The sequence below is a fragment of the Chryseobacterium sp. CS2K3 genome, assembly GCF_059515185.1.
The window spans coordinates 155,690-173,951 of the sequence record NZ_JCAKRW010000010.1 but is presented as its reverse complement, the minus strand read 5'-3'; the positions used below and the strand labels follow the sequence as shown (position 1 = coordinate 173,951).

The 18,262-nt window shown below is 35.5% G+C and carries 14 protein-coding genes and 1 pseudogene; 2 read left to right on the top strand and 13 right to left on the bottom strand.

Going from position 1 to position 18,262, the window contains the following annotated elements; translation table 11 throughout:
• The 5 genes and pseudogenes from AC5YGG_RS17235 to AC5YGG_RS17215 all read right to left on the bottom strand — a co-directional run.
• Positions 1–210 (bottom strand): annotated as a pseudogene (locus AC5YGG_RS17235) (T9SS type A sorting domain-containing protein); the annotation flags it as partial.
• Between the two features lie 519 nt (positions 211–729).
• Complete coding sequence (locus tag AC5YGG_RS17230) at positions 730–2,172, bottom strand: TolC family protein (protein ID WP_496145679.1); 1,443 nt, start codon at positions 2,170–2,172, stop codon at positions 730–732.
• Entirely contained in the window at positions 2,159–5,353 is a 3,195-nt protein-coding gene (locus tag AC5YGG_RS17225) for an efflux RND transporter permease subunit (RefSeq protein ID WP_496145678.1), read from the bottom strand. The genes AC5YGG_RS17230 and AC5YGG_RS17225 overlap by 14 nt, the downstream gene beginning before the upstream one ends.
• 20 nt (positions 5,354–5,373) lie before the next feature.
• The gene (locus tag AC5YGG_RS17220; protein ID WP_496145681.1) at positions 5,374–6,456 is read right to left on the bottom strand and encodes an efflux RND transporter periplasmic adaptor subunit; all 1,083 of its coding nucleotides are present in this window, start codon (positions 6,454–6,456) and stop codon (positions 5,374–5,376) included.
• A gap of 150 nt (positions 6,457–6,606) precedes the next feature.
• Positions 6,607–6,993 carry a hypothetical protein gene (locus AC5YGG_RS17215; protein ID WP_496145677.1) on the bottom strand — a complete coding sequence of 129 codons (387 nt, stop codon included), beginning with the start codon at positions 6,991–6,993 and terminating at the stop codon, positions 6,607–6,609.
• Positions 6,994–7,494: 501 nt separating this feature from the next.
• Here AC5YGG_RS17215 and AC5YGG_RS17210 point away from each other — a divergent pair.
• Both AC5YGG_RS17210 and AC5YGG_RS17205 read left to right on the top strand, forming a co-directional pair.
• Positions 7,495–7,887, top strand: coding sequence for a hypothetical protein (locus tag AC5YGG_RS17210; protein ID WP_496145676.1), 393 nt, complete (start codon positions 7,495–7,497; stop codon positions 7,885–7,887).
• A gap of 38 nt (positions 7,888–7,925) precedes the next feature.
• Positions 7,926–8,360, top strand: a complete 435-nt coding sequence (locus tag AC5YGG_RS17205; RefSeq protein WP_496145675.1) for an META domain-containing protein — start codon at positions 7,926–7,928, stop codon at positions 8,358–8,360.
• Between the two features lie 53 nt (positions 8,361–8,413).
• On the opposite strand, the gene AC5YGG_RS17200 is transcribed toward AC5YGG_RS17205, so the two are convergent.
• The 8 genes from AC5YGG_RS17200 to AC5YGG_RS17165 form a co-directional block, all read right to left on the bottom strand.
• The gene (locus AC5YGG_RS17200; protein WP_496145674.1) at positions 8,414–8,671 is read right to left on the bottom strand and encodes a SemiSWEET transporter; all 258 of its coding nucleotides are present in this window, start codon (positions 8,669–8,671) and stop codon (positions 8,414–8,416) included.
• A gap of 30 nt (positions 8,672–8,701) precedes the next feature.
• Entirely contained in the window at positions 8,702–9,736 is a 1,035-nt protein-coding gene (locus tag AC5YGG_RS17195; RefSeq protein WP_496145673.1) for an NAD(P)/FAD-dependent oxidoreductase, read from the bottom strand.
• 138 nt (positions 9,737–9,874) lie between these two features.
• On the bottom strand, positions 9,875–10,813 hold the full coding sequence (porN, locus tag AC5YGG_RS17190) for a type IX secretion system ring subunit PorN/GldN (RefSeq protein WP_496145672.1): 939 nt from the start codon (positions 10,811–10,813) through the stop codon (positions 9,875–9,877).
• 20 nt (positions 10,814–10,833) lie between these two features.
• Positions 10,834–12,426, bottom strand: coding sequence for a type IX secretion system motor protein PorM/GldM (gene porM, locus AC5YGG_RS17185; RefSeq protein ID WP_496145671.1), 1,593 nt, complete (start codon positions 12,424–12,426; stop codon positions 10,834–10,836).
• A 53-nt stretch (positions 12,427–12,479) separates the two neighbouring features.
• The gene (gene porL / locus AC5YGG_RS17180; protein ID WP_065396532.1) at positions 12,480–13,172 is read right to left on the bottom strand and encodes a type IX secretion system motor protein PorL/GldL; all 693 of its coding nucleotides are present in this window, start codon (positions 13,170–13,172) and stop codon (positions 12,480–12,482) included.
• A 60-nt stretch (positions 13,173–13,232) separates the two neighbouring features.
• Positions 13,233–14,654 (bottom strand): T9SS ring complex lipoprotein PorK/GldK, encoded by a 1,422-nt coding sequence (gene porK, locus AC5YGG_RS17175; RefSeq protein ID WP_496145670.1) that lies wholly within the window; start codon positions 14,652–14,654, stop codon positions 13,233–13,235.
• A 108-nt stretch (positions 14,655–14,762) separates the two neighbouring features.
• Positions 14,763–16,616, bottom strand: coding sequence for a glutamine--fructose-6-phosphate transaminase (isomerizing) (gene glmS / locus AC5YGG_RS17170; RefSeq protein ID WP_496145669.1), 1,854 nt, complete (start codon positions 16,614–16,616; stop codon positions 14,763–14,765).
• A gap of 32 nt (positions 16,617–16,648) precedes the next feature.
• Positions 16,649–18,259 (bottom strand): DUF4270 family protein, encoded by a 1,611-nt coding sequence (locus tag AC5YGG_RS17165; protein WP_496145668.1) that lies wholly within the window; start codon positions 18,257–18,259, stop codon positions 16,649–16,651.
• Between the last annotated feature and the right edge of the window lie 3 nt (positions 18,260–18,262).

The window sequence follows — 18,262 nt, the reverse complement described above, 5'->3', positions numbered from 1 at the left end:
ACCGTTGTTCTGCTTACTTCCAGCCTCCAGCTTGCTGCTTCCTGACTGAATAGCACTTCCCGTGATAAGATATTGCTGATCGATAGTTGTGGTCACCTGGCTTAAGAAATCCTGAGTAGAGGATTTGATGTCTTTTTGCCAGAGGACTTCCTGAGCAGATGTACTCAAAATTGTGCATAAAAGAAATACACTCGTGTAAAGTTTATTCATATTTATATTTTATTGTGTTAAAAATTAATATTTTAAGAAAGTATCAGGCAATATGCAGAATACAATTGCCTAATGCTGATCATAATTCAATCCATTTTATGGAAAAAATTCAATTTTAAATCTTTATTAAGTGATTTAAATTCAAAAAAAGGTTCTATAGTATTCTGTATTTATATAGATTTGTCAGAAAATGACAGAGTATTTTGTACTAAATGATAAGTAAGTATATGATATCCGGATGATATCAAAGGTATTTTTAATTCTCATGGCTATTGTTTAACTTTAAACAGGGTTTAGTAATTTTTTGCAAAAATAATGGTTTCAACACATACAGCTCCTATTAATATGTATTAATATGTATCAATATCTATCATTTTTAAACCTTTATCTATAACAAAATTATTTTACTGTAAAGCTACCACAGCACAACGACAGAACTTGACGCAATAAAAAAGGGCTGACCCCGAAGAGCCAACCCTCAAAACATTAACTGTTTATTGATTGAATTATGATATTTCTTTACTTCCAGCCACCGCCAAGGCTTTTATAGATATCCACAACAGTACTCAACTGCTTTTGCTTCGCTTCTATAAGTTCCATTTTGGCATCCAAAGCATCTCTCTGATTCAAAAGAACTTCAAGATAGTCTGCTCTGGAATTTCGGAACAATTGGTTGGCAATATCAATAGATTGATCCAAAGCTTTTGTTTCCTGGGATTTTAATTGATAATACTGGTCTATATTTTTAATTTTTGACATCAGGTTTGCCACATCCAGATAAGCATTCAAAATCGTCTTATCATATTCATATAACGCTTGTATCTGCTTAGCATCAGCCGTCTGAAAATTAGCTTTGATCGCACTTTTATTAATCAGCGGACCCGCCAGCTCTCCTACCAGATTATAAGCAATCGATTCCGGCATTTTCACCAGATATGATGGTTTAAATGCTTCCAATCCTAATGTCGCAGAAATTTCTAATGAAGGATAAAACTCTTTTCTTGCCGCTTCCACATCTAATTTAGAAGATTTTAACTCCAGTTCTGCCTGCTTGATATCGGGACGGTTTGCCAACAATTGTGACGGAATTCCCGTATAAACCGTTGGCGGAATCGTTGACATAAAGTTTTCCTTTGTTCTGATAATCGGCTGTGGATATCTTCCCAACAAAGCATTGATCTGATTTTCCTTTTCAGTAATTTGCTGACGGATTGTGTACTCTGCTGCTTTAGATTTTGCCAGTTCTGCTTCAAATTTCTTTACCGCAAGCTCTGTGGCAGCAGCAGCTTCTTTCTGAATCTTGGAAACTTCTAATGCCTTTTGCTGAAGCTTAATATACTGTTGAATAATATCCAATTGATTATCAAGCGCCAATAATTCATAATAATTATCCGCCACTTCCTCAATAAGATTAGACAAAACAAAGTTCTTCCCTTCTACCGTAGAAAGGTAATGAGCCACCGCTGATTCTTTTTCCGTTCTCAGCTTTTTCCAGATATCAATTTCCCAGTTTGCATTCAATCCTGCTTCAAAATTTCCCAGTGGATCTGGAATTTCTTTACCCGGCTCCATTTCTGTGCTTGCATCTCCGGCTCCCTCACTGGTATATCGCCCGGCTTTTTTCAGCCCGGCTCCTATTCCGGCAGAAACTGTAGGAGTAAGTCTTCCTTTTTTAGCTAAAACTCCACTTTTAGCAATTTCAATCTCCTGAAGTGTGATCAAGAGTTCCTGATTATTCTTTAAAGCCGTTTCAATAAGGCTTACAAGATTCGGATCTGTAAAAAACTGTCTCCACGGAGTTGTTCCACTGTTATTATTAGCATCCTGCTGTTCTTCCTGATTGAAATTTTGAGGAATATTTGTTTTTACCTCATCCTTTATGACGGTTGCCATTGGTGCTTTACAACTTGCTAAAACAAGAGATAAAGCGATGGCTGCTATATATTTATTATAAATCTTCATGTTTGTCATCGTGTTGATACGGTTCAGTTTGTTCTGTTAAAGGATTTTCTTCTTCATATTTTGCCAGTCTCGACTTTTCAGCAATTGTTCCAAAAATGTAATACAGCCCCGGAATAATCATTAACCCGAAGATTGTACCTATCAACATTCCTCCTGCTGCAGCTGTTCCGATTGTACGGTTACCCACAGCACCGGGACCCGTTGCAATCACCAACGGAATCAACCCTGCAATAAAGGCAAATGATGTCATCAAAATAGGGCGGAAACGTATCGCTGCTCCTTCAATTGCTGCTTTTGCTACAGGAATTCCTTCTTCTGCCTTTTTCTGTACAGCAAATTCCACAATTAATACGGCGTTTTTACCCAAAAGTCCGATAAGCATTACCATTGCCACCTGAGCATAAATGTTATTTTCCAATCCTAAAAGCTTCAGGCATAAAAATGCTCCAAAAATACCCACAGGTAAGGATAGAATTACAGGTAAAGGAAGGATAAAACTCTCATATTGTGCAGAAAGAATCAGATAAACAAATCCTAAACATACCAGAAATACAAATACTGCTTCATTTCCACGGCTTACTTCATCTTTAGAAATCCCAGCCCAGTCGATACCGAAACCTCTTGGAAGTGTTTTATCCGCAACCTCCTGAATGCCTTTAATTGCCTGTCCGCTACTATATCCTGGCGCAGGAGTTCCGCTTACTTCAGATGCATTATACATATTATGTCTGGTAATTTCTGATAGACCATATACTTTTTCTAAATGCATAAAATCTGAGTATGGAACCATCTGATCTTTATCGTTCTTAACGTATAACTTTAATAAATCCGTTGGCAATGCACGATATTGAGGACCAGCCTGAACAATTACCTTGTAAGGTCTGTCAAAACGGATAAAACTCGTTTCATAATTGGACCCGATTAATGTAGAAAGATTATCCATCGCTTTTTCAATGGTTACTCCTTTTTGCTCCGCAAGATCATTATCAATCTTCAGCATATATTGAGGGAAGCTCGCCGAATAGAATGTAAATGCCGACCCTAGTTCAGGACGTTTTTTCAATTCCTTCACAAAATCGTTACTTACCTGCTCCATTTTATGATAGTCTCCACTTCCTGCCTTATCAAGCAATCGAAGTTCAAAACCTCCTGCTGCACCATATCCAGGAACAGAAGGCGGTTGGAAAAATTCAATATTGGCTCCAGGAATATTCTTGGTTTTTTCTTCTAGCTTTTCTATAATTTCGGCTGCAGATTCTTTACGTTCATCCCAGCTTTTAAGGTTGATAAGACAGGTTCCTGAGTTCGATCCCGTACCTTCAGTCAGAATTTCATATCCAGCCAATGATGAAACAGACTGTACACCATCGATATCCTCGGATTCTTTCAATAATTCCCTTGCGATCTGATTGGTTCTTTCCAAAGTAGATCCCGGTGGCGTCTGAATAATCGCATAAATCATCCCTTGGTCTTCTGCGGGAATAAATCCTGATGGAATGGAGTTACTCAGGAAATAAGTTCCAGCACAAAATGCCAATAGCAATGGTAATGTAAATGCTTTTTTAGTTACTGTTTTATTAAGCATTTTCTCGTACTTCCCTGCTCCCTTGGTAAATAATCCATTGAATTTATCTAGGAAGATTGTAATCGGCGTTTTCTTTTTAGCTTTTCCGTGATTATTTTTCAAGATTAAAGCACATAAAGCCGGAGTTAACGTTAATGCTACTACCCCTGAAAGGATAATCGCTGAAGCCATTGTAATGGAGAACTGGCGATAGAAAACTCCAACTGGTCCGGACATAAATGCAATCGGAATAAATACGGATGCCATTACCAAAGTAATTGCGATAATCGCTCCGCTAATTTCATGCATTGCTTCTTCCGTTGCTTTTAAAGGGGAAAGATTTTTCTCCTCCATCTTGGCATGGACGGCTTCAATAACCACAATCGCATCATCTACTACTACTCCAATTGCCATTACCAGAGCAAAGAGGGAAATCATATTCAATGTAATTCCAAATGCGGACATCACCGCGAAAGTCCCTACCAACGAAACTGGAACTGCCAAAGCGGGAATCAAAGTTGAACGCCAGTCTCCAAGGAAAAGAAAGACTACAATTGCCACCAATACAAAGGCTTCAAACAACGTATGAATTACCTTTTCCATGGAAGCATCCAAAAATTTGGAAACGTCATAACTGATGTCATAATGCATTCCTTTCGGGAAATTATTTTTTTCAAGATCAGCCATTAAAGTTTTTACATTTTTAATAACGTCACTTGCGTTGGAGCCATACGATTGTTTTACCGTGATTGCTGCTGAAGGTTTTCCATTCAATGTAGAATAAATATCATACATTGAACTTCCGAATTCTATATCTGCTACATCCTTTAATCGGATTGATTCACCATCCGGTTTTGCTCTTAAAATAATGTTTCCATAGTCCTTTTCGTTATTAAAACGTCCAGGATATTTTAACACATATTCAAAAGACTGCGAACGTTTACCTGAACTTTCTCCCGTTTTACCCGGTGACGCTTCCAAACTCTGTTCGTTCAAAGCTTCCATCACTTCATCTGCTGAAATATTATAAGCCGTAAGCCTGTCCGGTTTAAGCCAGATACGCATTGCATATTCACGGGTTCCTAAAATATCGGCAAAACCTACCCCGCTTACCCTTCTTAGTTCAGACATTACATTAATATCCGCATAGTTAAACAGAAACTTCTGATCAGCTTTCGGATCATCACTATACAGGTTAATGTACATCAGCATATTCGGTTCTTCACGGGTAATCTTTACCCCTTCACGAACTACCAGCGGAGGTAATTTATTCACAACCGAAGATACACGGTTCTGAACGTTTACCGCTGCAACATTGGGATCTGTTCCTAAATCAAATACCACCTGAATGGATGCCTCTCCGTCATTTCCTGCATCCGAGGTCATATATTTCATCCCTGGAACACCATTTAAGCCTCTTTCCAGAGGAATAACAACAGATTTAATCAATAATTCGTTGTTGGCTCCCGGATATTCCGCGGTAATATTTACTTTAGGCGGAGAAATGGAAGGAAACTGTGTCACTGGAAGTTTTACCAATGAAAGTATTCCTAAAAATACAATAATCAATGAGATTACAATAGACAGAACGGGTCTGCGAATGAATTTCTTAAACATACTACTTCACTTAGAGTCCACTACTCTGCTTTTAATTTCAATGATTGAAGAACTTTTTTAGGATCCTGGAATTTTGTTTTCACTTTTTGATCATCCTTCACTTTCTGAACACCTTCCAAAAGAATCTGATCTCCTTTTGTAATTCCTGAACCTACTACATACAAGTCAGGCAGTTCATAAGCAACCTTTATATTTCTTGATCTTGCCGTTCCGTTTTTGTCAATAACAAATACATACTTCTGATCCTGAATTTCATAAGTAGCTTTTTGAGGAATGATCAACGCATTGTGAACAGGCATCGTCATCTGAACTTTTCCGGTTTCTCCGTTTCTTAATAACTTATCGGGATTGGGAAACTTTGCACGGAAAGCAATATTCCCCGTTTCATTATCAAATTCCCCCTCGATAGTCTGAATTTCTCCTTTTTGAGAATAAGTTTCACCGTTAGCCGTAATCAAAGATACCTGATTGCTTCCTCTGTCAGCAACATGAGTCTGGTAGCTTAGATATTCAGGTTCAGAAACATTAAAATAGGTGTAAATACTTGTATTATCAGAGAGAGATGTCAACAAATCTCCTTCATCCACAAGACTTCCTAACTTTAAAGGAATTCTATTAATAATTCCTGAGAACGGTGCTTTAATATCTGTAAAAGACAGGTGAATCTGAGCAAGTTTCATTTCTGCATTGGCAGCATCCAGTTTAGCTTTTGCCATTGCTTTTTCGTTTTTGGATACAATATTATTGCCAGCCAGTGTACTTGCGTTTTTCAACTCAATAGAAGCTTGTTCCACTTCTGCTTTTGCTTTTAATAATTCAGCCTGATATAATTTAGGCATAATTCTGAATAGTGTTTGCCCTGCCTGTACATATTGCCCTTCATCTACAAAAATCCTCTCAAGGAAACCTTTTTCCTGTGCACGAAGCTCAATGTTTTTTACAGATTGAATCTGAGCCACATATTCTTTATTGATCACAGTATCCATCACTACAGGAGAAGTTACCGGATATACCGTTACTTCCTCTTTTTCTTCTTTTTTCTTACTGCAGCTCACCGCCAATAACAGGACGCTTAATGCAATGCCCGAAGCAACTCTTTTTATCATAATTCTAGAGTTTGTATAAATCGTTAATGTTTTGAATAGAAATAAAAATGGTAATAAAAGTATTACGACGTGAGCATTACCAGGCTACACAACGAAAGGTGTTTCCATCTGATTATCAGACAGACATCAATTCGAAAAAGTGAAATTTTAAATTCTAATAGATCGGATCAGAATAAATCTTTTGGTCGCCAAACCAAAAACAAAGCCATGAAGGTCCTGTCTGAAACGTTTGTAGCTTTTTAATCCAAAAATATAAACAAGGCTGAAAACACTTGCAAAAACTGCAATTATCTGAAATACATCAGAAAATTGAAAATCATTTTCGGCAAGCTCCAGGGTAGAATTGTCTATACTATCCGCCATCTGCTGAACCGAAAGCTTTTCGTACGTTTGATTCAGGCGGTTAGCTCTTTTGGGCATATGATGAGAAACATGACCGGAATAGTCATTTCGAAGTGTTTTAACATTCAATCTGCTTTCTACTACAAAGAGCAGAAAAAGACCAGTTAAAAAATATACTATAAAGTTTCTCATATTGAAGTCGCAAATGTACGCTTAGATTATGATATCTTCATAATGGATTAACAAAATTTAACTCTCCTTTAAATAACCTGAATTCAAAATTTTATTAAATATTAAATATACATTTTACTATTATTTTTCATTCATGTTTTAAAAGCTAAACTTTATCATGATTTTCAATTTATTAATATAAGCATTTTGGAATTCTCTTATTTTTGAATTATTTTTGCCGAAAATTTACACAACAAATGAACAATGGAAAAAAATACACCTTATCCTTTTGGAAATAAGACGGTTAAAAATTCAGAATTAATCGCACCTGACACAAAATTTTTACTCTAAATATTACTTCCCGTTTCGTGAAAAATGTTTTGAAAAAAGCGCTAAAAACGCACAATAATCAAAAAACAATGTTAGTTTATGAAAATTTAACACATATTTATTAAAAATATTTGTAAATTTATATAGTATTAACACCATAATTCATGAAACACTTTAAAATCACTTATCACTATGAAAAATTTATTAACTTCAATCCTTTTCGGGTTGGCAATTCTTTCCTCAACAGCGTGTAAACATCCCAGCAAAGAAGCTGAAACGGTTACCATCGCAACTCCTGAAAATGCTGACGATATTTCAAAGGATGTATACGTAGACAGCTATGGAGAAAAAATAGAAGTAACAATAAACCGTTCTAAAAATACAGCCACTGTACATTTAAACGGTAAAACTTATGACCTAAAAAAAAGTGATGCTTTACCCGAGTATACAGCCTCAAATGAAGAGTATCAATACTCTGAAATTAAGGGGAATATCACTTTCCTAAAGAAGAACGTGGATATGGTACTTTTTCATCTTAAACAGGCAAAAAAAGAGTCTGCTCCGGCAAAAATGGCATCGTATTAGCATAGGGATTAAACATAATATTTAAATAATTAAAATTTATGAAAAGCTTATATTATTATTTATCAGCTCTTGTTCTTACCGTATTTCTTGTTGCTTCTTGTCAAACACAAACTGCACAAAAACCAACAACAGATATTACAGGGAAAACTTGGAAATTAACAGAGCTTAACGGGCAACCGATTCAGTTAAAAAATCAAAAGAACAATCCTTACTTTAAACTTGATATGAACGGAATGAGATATGCAGGTCATGCAGGATGTAATGGTTTAGGTGGAACTTTTGAAATTAAGCCTGATGTAATGAGAATTAAGTTTAATCAAGGAATGTCTACCATGATGGCTTGTGAAGATCTGGATATTGAAAACCAATTCACAAAAGCAATCCTTGCTGCAGACAACTATTCTGTTAACGGAAATACATTAACATTAAACAAAGCGAGAATGGCTCCTTTAGCTAAATTCGTTCTTGAATAAGAAAAAATAATTAGATTTAATATAAAAGACGTCCTCATAATGGGGACGTCTTTTTACTTTTTATTATACATTATATAGCAGATCAGGAGACTTATATTGACTATGACAGCAAAGGAATTTGATAAGATAATAGGTAATTCATCCTTTTTAAAACCATACCAAACCCATAAAGATAATCCTGAAATAAGGACCAGTAACATCAACAAGGAAATATCTTCCACATTTTTCTCTCTGATCACCTTTATAAGCTGTGGGATCATAGATATGGAAGTAAGTACTCCTGCTATTATTCCTAATAAATTTTCATTCATTTCAAGATGATTGATGTTCTAAGCTTATAATTATTTAAACCTATTCAGTGAAACTTCATCATGCAAAGGAACTCCTTCTTCTATAAAACGGAATAAATCACGCGAAAAGTAACATCCATTCAGAATTCCTCTTGCTCCCAATCCATTAAATACATAGAGATTATGATAAGTTTCATGTCTGCCAATAATTGGTCTTCTGTCTTTCACCGTAGGTCTGAATCCAAAATTAACTTCTTCCACTTCAAAATCGTAAGGATAAAATTCTGAAAGTCCATTTACCAATTGCGTAACAGCAGATTCATCAATATGATGATGAAGTTGTTCTCTATCATAAGTTCCGCCATAGAAATATAATCCGGTTCCTGTTGGGAATAAGAAATGTTTCTTCTTAATGGTAATATCTTCAGGAATTGGCTGAGAAAGCTTAACTTTTATATGATGTCCTTTGTTTGGATTGACAGTGATTTCAGAAAAGTAAGGATTTTCTTTCACCCCCATTCCTTCACAGAAAATAATATTTTGGAACTTTAAATCCTTATAAGTGGATTCAGATAGATTCACTTTACTGTATTCAAATTTTTCTTTGATTAAAAAGTCATTTTTTTCGAAATAATTGAATAAACCTGTAAAAAATCCATTAACATTTAATCTCGCAGACTGATTAACCTTTCCCGCGAGAAAATCGTTTTTTACTATGTTTAAAGACTCAAATTTTTCATCTAAAAAGTTGATGAGTTCATCATTTGTTAATTTTTTTAACCAAAGCTTCTGTTCATTTTCATCATGAAAAATTCTGTGAATCGGTGCATTGATCAAATAATTCTCTCCGGTATAAGATTTTATTTCCTCAAGACTGGTTTTTAAAAAATCAATTTGCTCCTGCGCTTTCCAGAATGTTGTAAACTTTTTAAGCACCACAGGATTAATAATCCCTGCCGATACCTGCGAAGCACTCTTTCTTCCTTCAGAAAAGATTACAAACGATTTGTTATTCTTAATCAACTGATGAGCAAAGAAAAGCCCTGCATATCCATCTCCAACAATAATATAATCTACATTTTTCATATGAGAATTTTCATTTTTTAAAGGTCAAATGCAATCGCAAGTTTATTGATGATCAATTGACAATAAATAAGGAGCGATTTCATAATAAAAAAACCTGAGTAAAAATACTCAGGTTTTCTATAAATATCAAGTGAAAATTTAGTAATTCCACATATCATTTTCCATTTCAAGGATTTGCAACTTAATTCTGTCGCTTTCATCCAGCTGATCATCAGCATCTTTAGGGATATAGTCTTTAATAGTACCATCACCTAAACCGCTTGAAGATTTATAGATTACAGAAGAGAATCTTCTTGCATTGATGATATCATCGAAAGATAAGTCTGCAGACGAGTTTTTTCTGTTGAAAACATAATTGTTTGCTAAAATATCTCTTGCATTCGGATAGAAAATCCAGAATAGGTCGATAAGTTCGTCATTGCTTGCAATAGGCTTACCATCTGGTCCTATCACTCCCTGTACCGCTGGATCTGGTCCCATTGCTGCGATACCTAGAGGTCTGTATTTCATTTGTCCGTCTCTCTTATCTACGAACCACATACCCATAATTTTAAGAACCTTTACTTTATCAGTAGTGGTTTTAAATACATCGGTATATTCTTTTTTCTCCTGATCAGTTAATGCTCTTCCAGAGTTTAAGATATCGATGGCAGCATCGTTGATTTTAATATTCTCCAATCTTTTCTGAATCCCTTCAGGTGAAAGCTTTACAGTAAAGTTTTCATCATCGTACACCTGTTCAATTTTACCAGATAAAGCTGCATCTAACAGTAACTGATATAGAGATCTTGTAGGTGTAGATAGAAGACCGTCTGGATTATCGTAGTAAAATGGCTGATTGATTTTATCATTCATATCGATAATTTCCCAAACAAACATACTCTTAAGGATGTCTTTGTCTTCAACAAATCCATATTCAAGAGGCTTTACTGTTTTATCAATAATAGTATCACCAACTTTTTGTTTGTTCTCCGCTCTCATCTGTCTAAACTCTTCTGGAGAAGAAGCGTTCAGAATAGTCTGGGAAAATGCAAATCCCGAAACTAATACTAAAAGGGTGCTAATATATTTTTTCATAATAAATTACAATTTTAGTCCTATTGAACATTAATAATTATAGGAGTAATATTTTTAATCTGTTGTCCTTCTAATCCTTGAGCAGTAGCTTTAATATCGAAGATAGAAACTACGTCCCCAGATCTCAGATTTTTAATTAATCCAGATGCATCATTTAATGAGTTTCCGTGGATCAATAATGCTGCTCTACCAGGTACTCTTACCATGAATTGAGTTACATTGAACGAAACAGGGAAGTCAAAGTCAGGAATAGCTGCCTGTACAGATTGGTTAGGAATAGAAGTTGCCGGCATCGACAATACATTCTGACCTCTCATCTGTCCTTGTGGTGGCGGAACATTCTTGATTCTATATTCAAATACCTGTGAAACTGTTTTTCCATAAGGATCTACTCCAGATAATGTCAACTTAACAGTAGTACCTGTAGAAGGTTTTACAATCCACTTACCAGGACCTGTATTTCTTACAGTTGCTCCCGGAGCTGATAATGAAAGTTTAGAATTGTCTGCACCTAAGATTGATCCTGAAACAGGGTTCTCAAGTCCTCTATACATTACATTCATCTTATCAGCAGAAAGTAATAATCCTTTTTCAAGTTTTACTTCTCTAGGTCCTGCAATTACGTTATACGTATGTGTCCAAGGGAAAGATTGTGGCTTTCCTGTAGCATCTGTTAATGTAATAGTTCCTCCTAATTTATGTTCACCGATTCCAGCACCAGAAATAGGAATAATACCCTTACCATTTTCCTGCTTGCTCACACCGGAAATGTTGATCTTATTACTGTTAGAATAAGTACCCAGCATTACTTTTACTTCCGCTTGTTTACCAGCCTGAATATCTGTAGGACCTGAAACGATTGGCTCATAGCTTGTAAACTTGATGCTCGCATCTACTTTCTCCTGAAGTAATAATGCTAATGCATCAGACTGTACGTTTCTGGCATCATTTTGGATAATTTCCAAATTAGATATAGCAGCAATGAGTGGCTGATGATAAAATTTATTTTGGAACCAAGTTTTCTCATTTGGAGATTTTCCTTTAGGATACTCTGCAATAAGAGACCTGTTCGCTCTCTCAACTAAATCATTAAGCTGAGGGTTCTTTCCAAAAGTAGCATTAATATAATTTCTTACATCATCAATTTTAGCCTTTAAATCCATGGCATTTTTTGATGGTGTATTTTCGTCTCCTTCTTTAAAGAAATATTCAGTAGTTGCTTCGTTATTGTTAAGTGCAGCGAAGTTTTCACTTACATCAATATCTTTTCCGGTTTTAGGATCTTTATCATGAAACTCAGATTGTTTTTTTAACAAATCTTTGATATCCTGAGCATGTTTCACTAATGCATCAATCTTGGATTTTAAGGTTTTATAATCTTCCCAAGGTTTTGCATAAGTATCCGGAACCTGTTGAGCTTTAGCTTCCAGTGTTTTTTCAAAGATCTTTTCGTTTTTATTTTCCGTTAAACGTCTTGTTTCGTTTAAGGCTATTGTTGAATCATAATATGATCTGATGATTTCTGCATCAATGTTTAGGGCCATCATCGCGATGAACACCAGATACATCAGGTTGATCATCTTCTGACGAGGGGTCTGTTTTCCTTGTGCCATTCTCTTTTCTTTGTTTTTTGATTAAATAGTTTAAGTTCAGAAATGGTTAGGAATTAAGACTTCATAGCAGTTAGCATACCACCATAAACTCTATTTAAGTTATTAAGATTAGATGTTAAACCTTGTAGCTCTTGATTGAATTTTTCAGAATGTTCAACAGATTTCTGCATGTCGGAAACATATTTAGTAGCAAATTCTGCTTGTTTCTTTCCGCTTTCCAACTGCATTGCATATAATGCATTCATACTTTCCATATGCTGAGCAGCTTTATTTAACTGATCATTATATTTATGTGTAGAAGCAGAAACGTCAACAGTTTGGTTGATTTGATCTACAGAGCTTGAAAATTTATCGATTCCCGTTCTTAATCTTTCGAATAATTGAACGTCTAATCTTGCGTCTTCAAGCATTTTATCCAATTTGGTAGAAAGAGAATTCTCTAGTTCAGCAAATTGGTTACCTGTATTTCTAGTTGTTACATTTGAGTGTAAAGGGTTTGGGTTAGCATGCTTATCTAATAATTCAGGATAAACGTTTTCCCAAGCGTAAGACTCTTCAGTTTTTGGAGGGTCAAAGGCAAAAATAATAAAGATAATAGCTTCTGTAATAAGTCCTACAGTAAGAGCGATATTACCATTAATTGGTCCCAGGGTAATGTGAGTAATTTTAAGCCAAGCTCCAAGAATTACAATTGCAGCACCGAATGAATAGAAGAAATTCATCCAAGCATCTTTCGTCTTAAACATATTGAGTTAGTTTTTTTAATGTTAAATAAAATTGTATTGAAAAATAATTGTTTTGATTGATTACCTGTTAACTCTTCTTGGCTTAACAGCTGCTTCAGGAATATCCTGAACAGTTCTAAATCCGATATAGCTTCTTGCTGAATCTTTTCTTTCCCAATCTCTAGCCCCTGTCATTAACGCATATCCTATATCTTTCCAAGATCCACCTCTTACAGATCTTTTAGTATCCTTTTTATCTTTTGTAGAAGGATTTAATGTAGAAGAGAATCCATATGAAGAATTGTTATATGCAGATTCAGTCCACTCAGAAACGTTCCCAGCCATATCATATAATCCAAACCCATTTTTCTTAAATTTCTTAACTGGAGCTGTATATGTATAAGTACCCTTTTTCTCGTCTTCCATATAGTTACCTCTCTTAGGTTTAAAGTTGGCTAAGTAGCAACCTCTGTCATCCATTAAATATGGACCTCCCCAAGGATAAGTAGCATTTTGCATACCACCTCTTGCAGCATATTCCCATTCAACTTCTGTAGGAAGACGGAACTGCAATGGTCTTTGTTTTTTTCTTTTTAAACTTTCGTTGTAATCTGTTTTCAATTTAGATCTGAAGTTACAATAAGCTCTTGCCTGATCCCAAGTTACACCTACTACAGGATAGTTTTTGTAAGCTTTGTGCCAGAAATATTGTTCAAATAAAGGCTCGTTGTAAGCAAAGTGGAAGTCTTTTACCCAAACAGTTGTATCAGGATAGATCGCGATACTTTGACTCTTCAGGTAATTAGCTCCTCTTTCATTGTCTGCAAGTGCAGCATCCATATCTCCCCAACGGTAAGTATATTTAAGTTTACTTACGTCTAAAATTCTTTCGTTTCCAATTCTGGAAGAAGCTGGTAAATACATAGATTCTAAAACTTCTGCGTATTCTACATCCGGATATTTTGATGTGCTCCAGTGTAAAGGAATTTTCCAATCTAGTCTTTTGCTTGCGTCATAGGTTCCGTCTTCACGACCACCCTGACCTTCCATATATTCCTGATAAGGTGTTAAATTTTCTTCTTTCTTAGCAAGGTATGCATAATCTCCTATGCTTGCTCCTCTGCCTCCACCTTCGTCACCACCTTCTCCGGCAGCTTCTGCAAGTAGAGTTCTTGCAATAGAATCTCTTACATAGTTAATGAATACCCTGTATTCTGAATTGGTAGTTTCTGCTTCATCCATGAAGAAAGAAGAAACAGTAACTGTCTTCAATGATGCTTTTTCAGGAGTATTTGTTGGATCCTGGTCTGCTAAACCAGCAACAAATGAACCTGCAGGAATTGCAACCATTCCGTATGGTCTTTCCGCAACAAATGATTTCGTTTTTTCTCTTGGTATCAATTCACCTTTTGTTCCTGGCTTCCCTACAGAAGAGCTGCCACCACCTGAACAAGATACCGATGCTACCGACGCAGACAATAATAAAAGAAATATCCTTTTCATGTTAATTTTTATAATTAAGCCGTAAATATATAATTTTTTTAAGAAACTTTTAAGATTTTTTTTGAAATAACGGAAGAAATCTAAATTTATTTTATTTACAACAACTTTTTATTCAACAGTCACAGATTTTGCTAAGTTTCTCGGCTGATCCACGTTTGCACCTCTATATACTGCGATGTAATACGCAAGCAGTTGTAAAGGCACTGACGCCACTATCGGAGAGAAACATTCTGATGTTTCTGGAATTTCAATAACATAATCTGCCATTTCGCTAACCTGACGGTCACCTTTATTAACGACAGCAATAACTTTTCCTTTTCTTGCTTTAATTTCCTGAACATTACTTACAATTTTATCATAGTGACCTTTTTTAGGGGCAATAATAACAATTGGCATGTTCTCATCAATAAGGGCAATCGGACCGTGCTTCATTTCTGCTGCAGGATATCCTTCTGCATGGATATAGGAAATCTCTTTTAATTTCAATGCACCTTCCAATGCTGCAGGATAATTGTACCCTCTTCCTAGGTAAAGGAAATTGGTTGCTTTTACGAAGTCTCTTGCGATATTCTGAGTCAATTCATGAGTAGCACTTAATACTTCTTCAATCTTTTTAGGAATAGCATCAAGTTCAGCGATTAAACTCATAAATTCAGCGTTTCCTAAATTCCCGTTATGTTTTCCTAGCTTGAAGGCAATTAAGGTAAGAATGGTAAGCTGTGCTGTAAATGCTTTTGTGGAAGCAACTCCGATTTCAGGTCCGGCATGAGTATATGAGCCGGCATCAGTAATTCTTGCAATAGAAGAATCTACAACATTACATATACCATATATAAATGCTCCTTTTTCTTTCGCTAATTTTAATGCAGCCATTGTATCTGCAGTTTCTCCTGATTGAGAGATTGCAATAACCACATCTTTATCTGTAATGATAGGATTTCTATATCTGAATTCCGAAGCGTATTCTACTTCAACCGGAATTCTTGCATATTCTTCGATAAGATATTCACCAATAAGCCCTGCATGCCAAGAAGTTCCACAAGCAATAATGATGATTCTGTTTGCATTTTTGAACTTCTCTACATGATCCCAAATTCCAGCCATTTTAATTACTCCTTCGTCTACAAGAAGTCTCCCTCTCATTGTATCATGGATAGATTTAGGCTGTTCAAAGATTTCTTTAAGCATGAAATGCTCATATCCTCCTTTTTCAATTTGTTCAAGACTTAATTTAAGCTCCTGAATTTCAGGCTCGATTTTAGAATTTTCATTAATTGTTCTGATATCAACACCGTTTTCCAAAGAAATCGTTGCCATATGCCCTTCTTCAAGATAGATGGCTTCTTTTGTAAACTCTACGAAAGGAGAAGCATCAGAAGCAATAAAATATTCTTTTTCACCAATTCCTATTGCTAAAGGTGATCCTAATCTTCCCACAACCAAAACTCCAGGATAATCTTCATGAAGCGCAGTAATTGCATAGGCACCATATACTTCATTCAAAGCATATCTTACTGCTGTTGGAAAATCTGTTTCAGTATTAAGATCCATAAAATACTGAACTAAGTTTACCAATACTTCTGTATCTGTTTCAGACTTAAAAGTAAATCCTTTTTCAGTAAGCATTGTTTTAATAGTATCATAGTTTTCAATAATACCATTATGCACAATCGCTATTTTTCCATTATTTGACAAATGCGGGTGAGAGTTTCTGTCACTTGGAACTCCATGAGTAGCCCAACGGGTATGTCCCATACCAATTTTAGCTGTTCCTTTTAATCCTTTCGAGATATTAACCAAATCCTCTACTTTACCCTTTGTTTTTTCAACCTCAAATGTATTATTTGAACCTTCTAAAACAATTCCCGCACTGTCATACCCTCTGTATTCCAATCTTCTAAGACCGTTAATAACAATCTCATAAGCATCCTGAAATCCTGTATATCCTACTATTCCGCACATATTTATTTTGTCTAGTGTTTATTTTGTTTTATTTATTTTTTTGCTCCGTAAGTAACCAATAATTTGATTTGATATTTTGAATTGTCATTTCCAACCAAAACAGCTCTGTTCATTTCAGTTGCTCTAGTTGTATATTGAGCCCCTGCAGGTGTTCCCTGAGCATCTTTAACAAACGAGCCAACATCTAATTTTAAGATTAAATCCTCAGCAGAGAATTCTTTAGCCTCCGTGATATCTTTAATTGTTTTTGTTACTGTTAGATCGTAATATTCCGGTGTATTAGTAGTCTTTATTCCATAATAATACATAGGAAGTCCATTCACAATTTCTGAAGTAAATGGATATTGTTTCACACCATCAACAATTTTCATAGGAGGAATAAGTGTTACTTTACGGTCTCCATCTATAGAATGCTTATTTTCAAAAGTTAAAGGATCTACATATACTCTGACTTTAGCTCCTACGATTGCTTGCTTTTTTTCATAAAGTTCTCTTCTTAGGTTGCTAAGAGTTTCTTTAGAAATTTTTATTCCTACAGATGGTCCTCCCATTCCCTGAACATAAAGCTTTTTATCTCCATTAGTCACATCAATTGAACCTAACGCCCCTACAACAGCAGATGAACCTCTAGCATATTCATATTTTCCAATATGAGCATTTGGACTTCCTAAGTTAAACTTAAGAGTCGTTTGTGGACGGGTTGTAGTTCCATTTTCTGTTTTATCATATTTATAGTACATGATAATTTCTAAGTCATTAGGAGAAAACTGGAAAAGATACTTATCTGTTTCGCTTACAGAAAGCTGAATACCTCTGAAATATCTGATAAAGTTAGAAGCATCCTGAAGTTCAGGTTTTCCTTTTTTATCTACAATACGAGTCTGGAAAAAGTTAGTGTCCAGCTTCATTCTGAACCCTAGATTTCCTGTAAACAGATTTGTATTGTCAGATTTTTTTGTAACAGTAACAGTACTTATATTTCCGTCAAAAACTGCTGAACCTAAAAGAGCACCAGTAACAATAGGTGCATTAGAACGGCTAAATGCATCATTATTAGTATCTATGAAAGATGTTACTTCATGAACATTAATAGTCATAGCTTTAGAAATCTTACCATATTTACGAACCGGATAAGTTTTTTTATCTATTGAAACAGCTACCGTTTCATTTCCAACAGGGAAATCATTTCTGTCATATGCACCCGGTGCTTTGATAGAGTCTGCAATATAATAAGTATCATCCATCGTATTTGCCGGAGGTCTTACTACTAGCACAACAGAGTCTACTTTCGGATTGGGACCGCTGAAGTCAAAGTTATCTACAGGCATTCTCATCTGAGTAATATAAGATGCTTTCTGTGTACCAAACTGTCCTTCAGTAAAAGATCCTAATACGCCCACACCTACCGAAGTACCTGAAGCATTAAGCCCGGCAATAAGTCTGGAAGCATCACTCCTGATAGAGTCATTATTATTAATATTGTAAGCGATAACATCATATGGAGTTTCAACACCTACTGCTGCATCTTTATCGAAAAGTTGCTCACCAAGAGAATCCGCATCTGGTTCACAGTTATAAAGTATAGCACTTCCGAAAACCGCCAAAAAAAGCATGGCGAAAGTCCTTTTAAGAGTATGAGTCATTAA

Coding starts and splice junctions, on each gene's coding strand:
- AC5YGG_RS17195 (WP_496145673.1), bottom strand. CDS start 9,736: ATGAAAAATGTAGATTATATTATTGTTGGAGATGGATATGCAGGGCTT.
- porL (WP_065396532.1), bottom strand. CDS start 13,172: ATGTTTAAGACGAAAGATGCTTGGATGAATTTCTTCTATTCATTCGGT.
- porK (WP_496145670.1), bottom strand. CDS start 14,654: ATGAAAAGGATATTTCTTTTATTATTGTCTGCGTCGGTAGCATCGGTA.
- AC5YGG_RS17165 (WP_496145668.1), bottom strand. CDS start 18,259: ATGACTCATACTCTTAAAAGGACTTTCGCCATGCTTTTTTTGGCGGTT.
- AC5YGG_RS17200 (WP_496145674.1), bottom strand. CDS start 8,671: ATGAATGAAAATTTATTAGGAATAATAGCAGGAGTACTTACTTCCATA.
- AC5YGG_RS17215 (WP_496145677.1), bottom strand. CDS start 6,993: ATGAGAAACTTTATAGTATATTTTTTAACTGGTCTTTTTCTGCTCTTT.
- AC5YGG_RS17225 (WP_496145678.1), bottom strand. CDS start 5,353: ATGTTTAAGAAATTCATTCGCAGACCCGTTCTGTCTATTGTAATCTCA.
- AC5YGG_RS17205 (WP_496145675.1), top strand. CDS start 7,926: ATGAAAAGCTTATATTATTATTTATCAGCTCTTGTTCTTACCGTATTT.
- AC5YGG_RS17230 (WP_496145679.1), bottom strand. CDS start 2,172: ATGAAGATTTATAATAAATATATAGCAGCCATCGCTTTATCTCTTGTT.
- glmS (WP_496145669.1), bottom strand. CDS start 16,616: ATGTGCGGAATAGTAGGATATACAGGATTTCAGGATGCTTATGAGATT.
- porN (WP_496145672.1), bottom strand. CDS start 10,813: ATGAAAAAATATATTAGCACCCTTTTAGTATTAGTTTCGGGATTTGCA.
- AC5YGG_RS17210 (WP_496145676.1), top strand. CDS start 7,495: ATGAAAAATTTATTAACTTCAATCCTTTTCGGGTTGGCAATTCTTTCC.
- porM (WP_496145671.1), bottom strand. CDS start 12,426: ATGGCACAAGGAAAACAGACCCCTCGTCAGAAGATGATCAACCTGATG.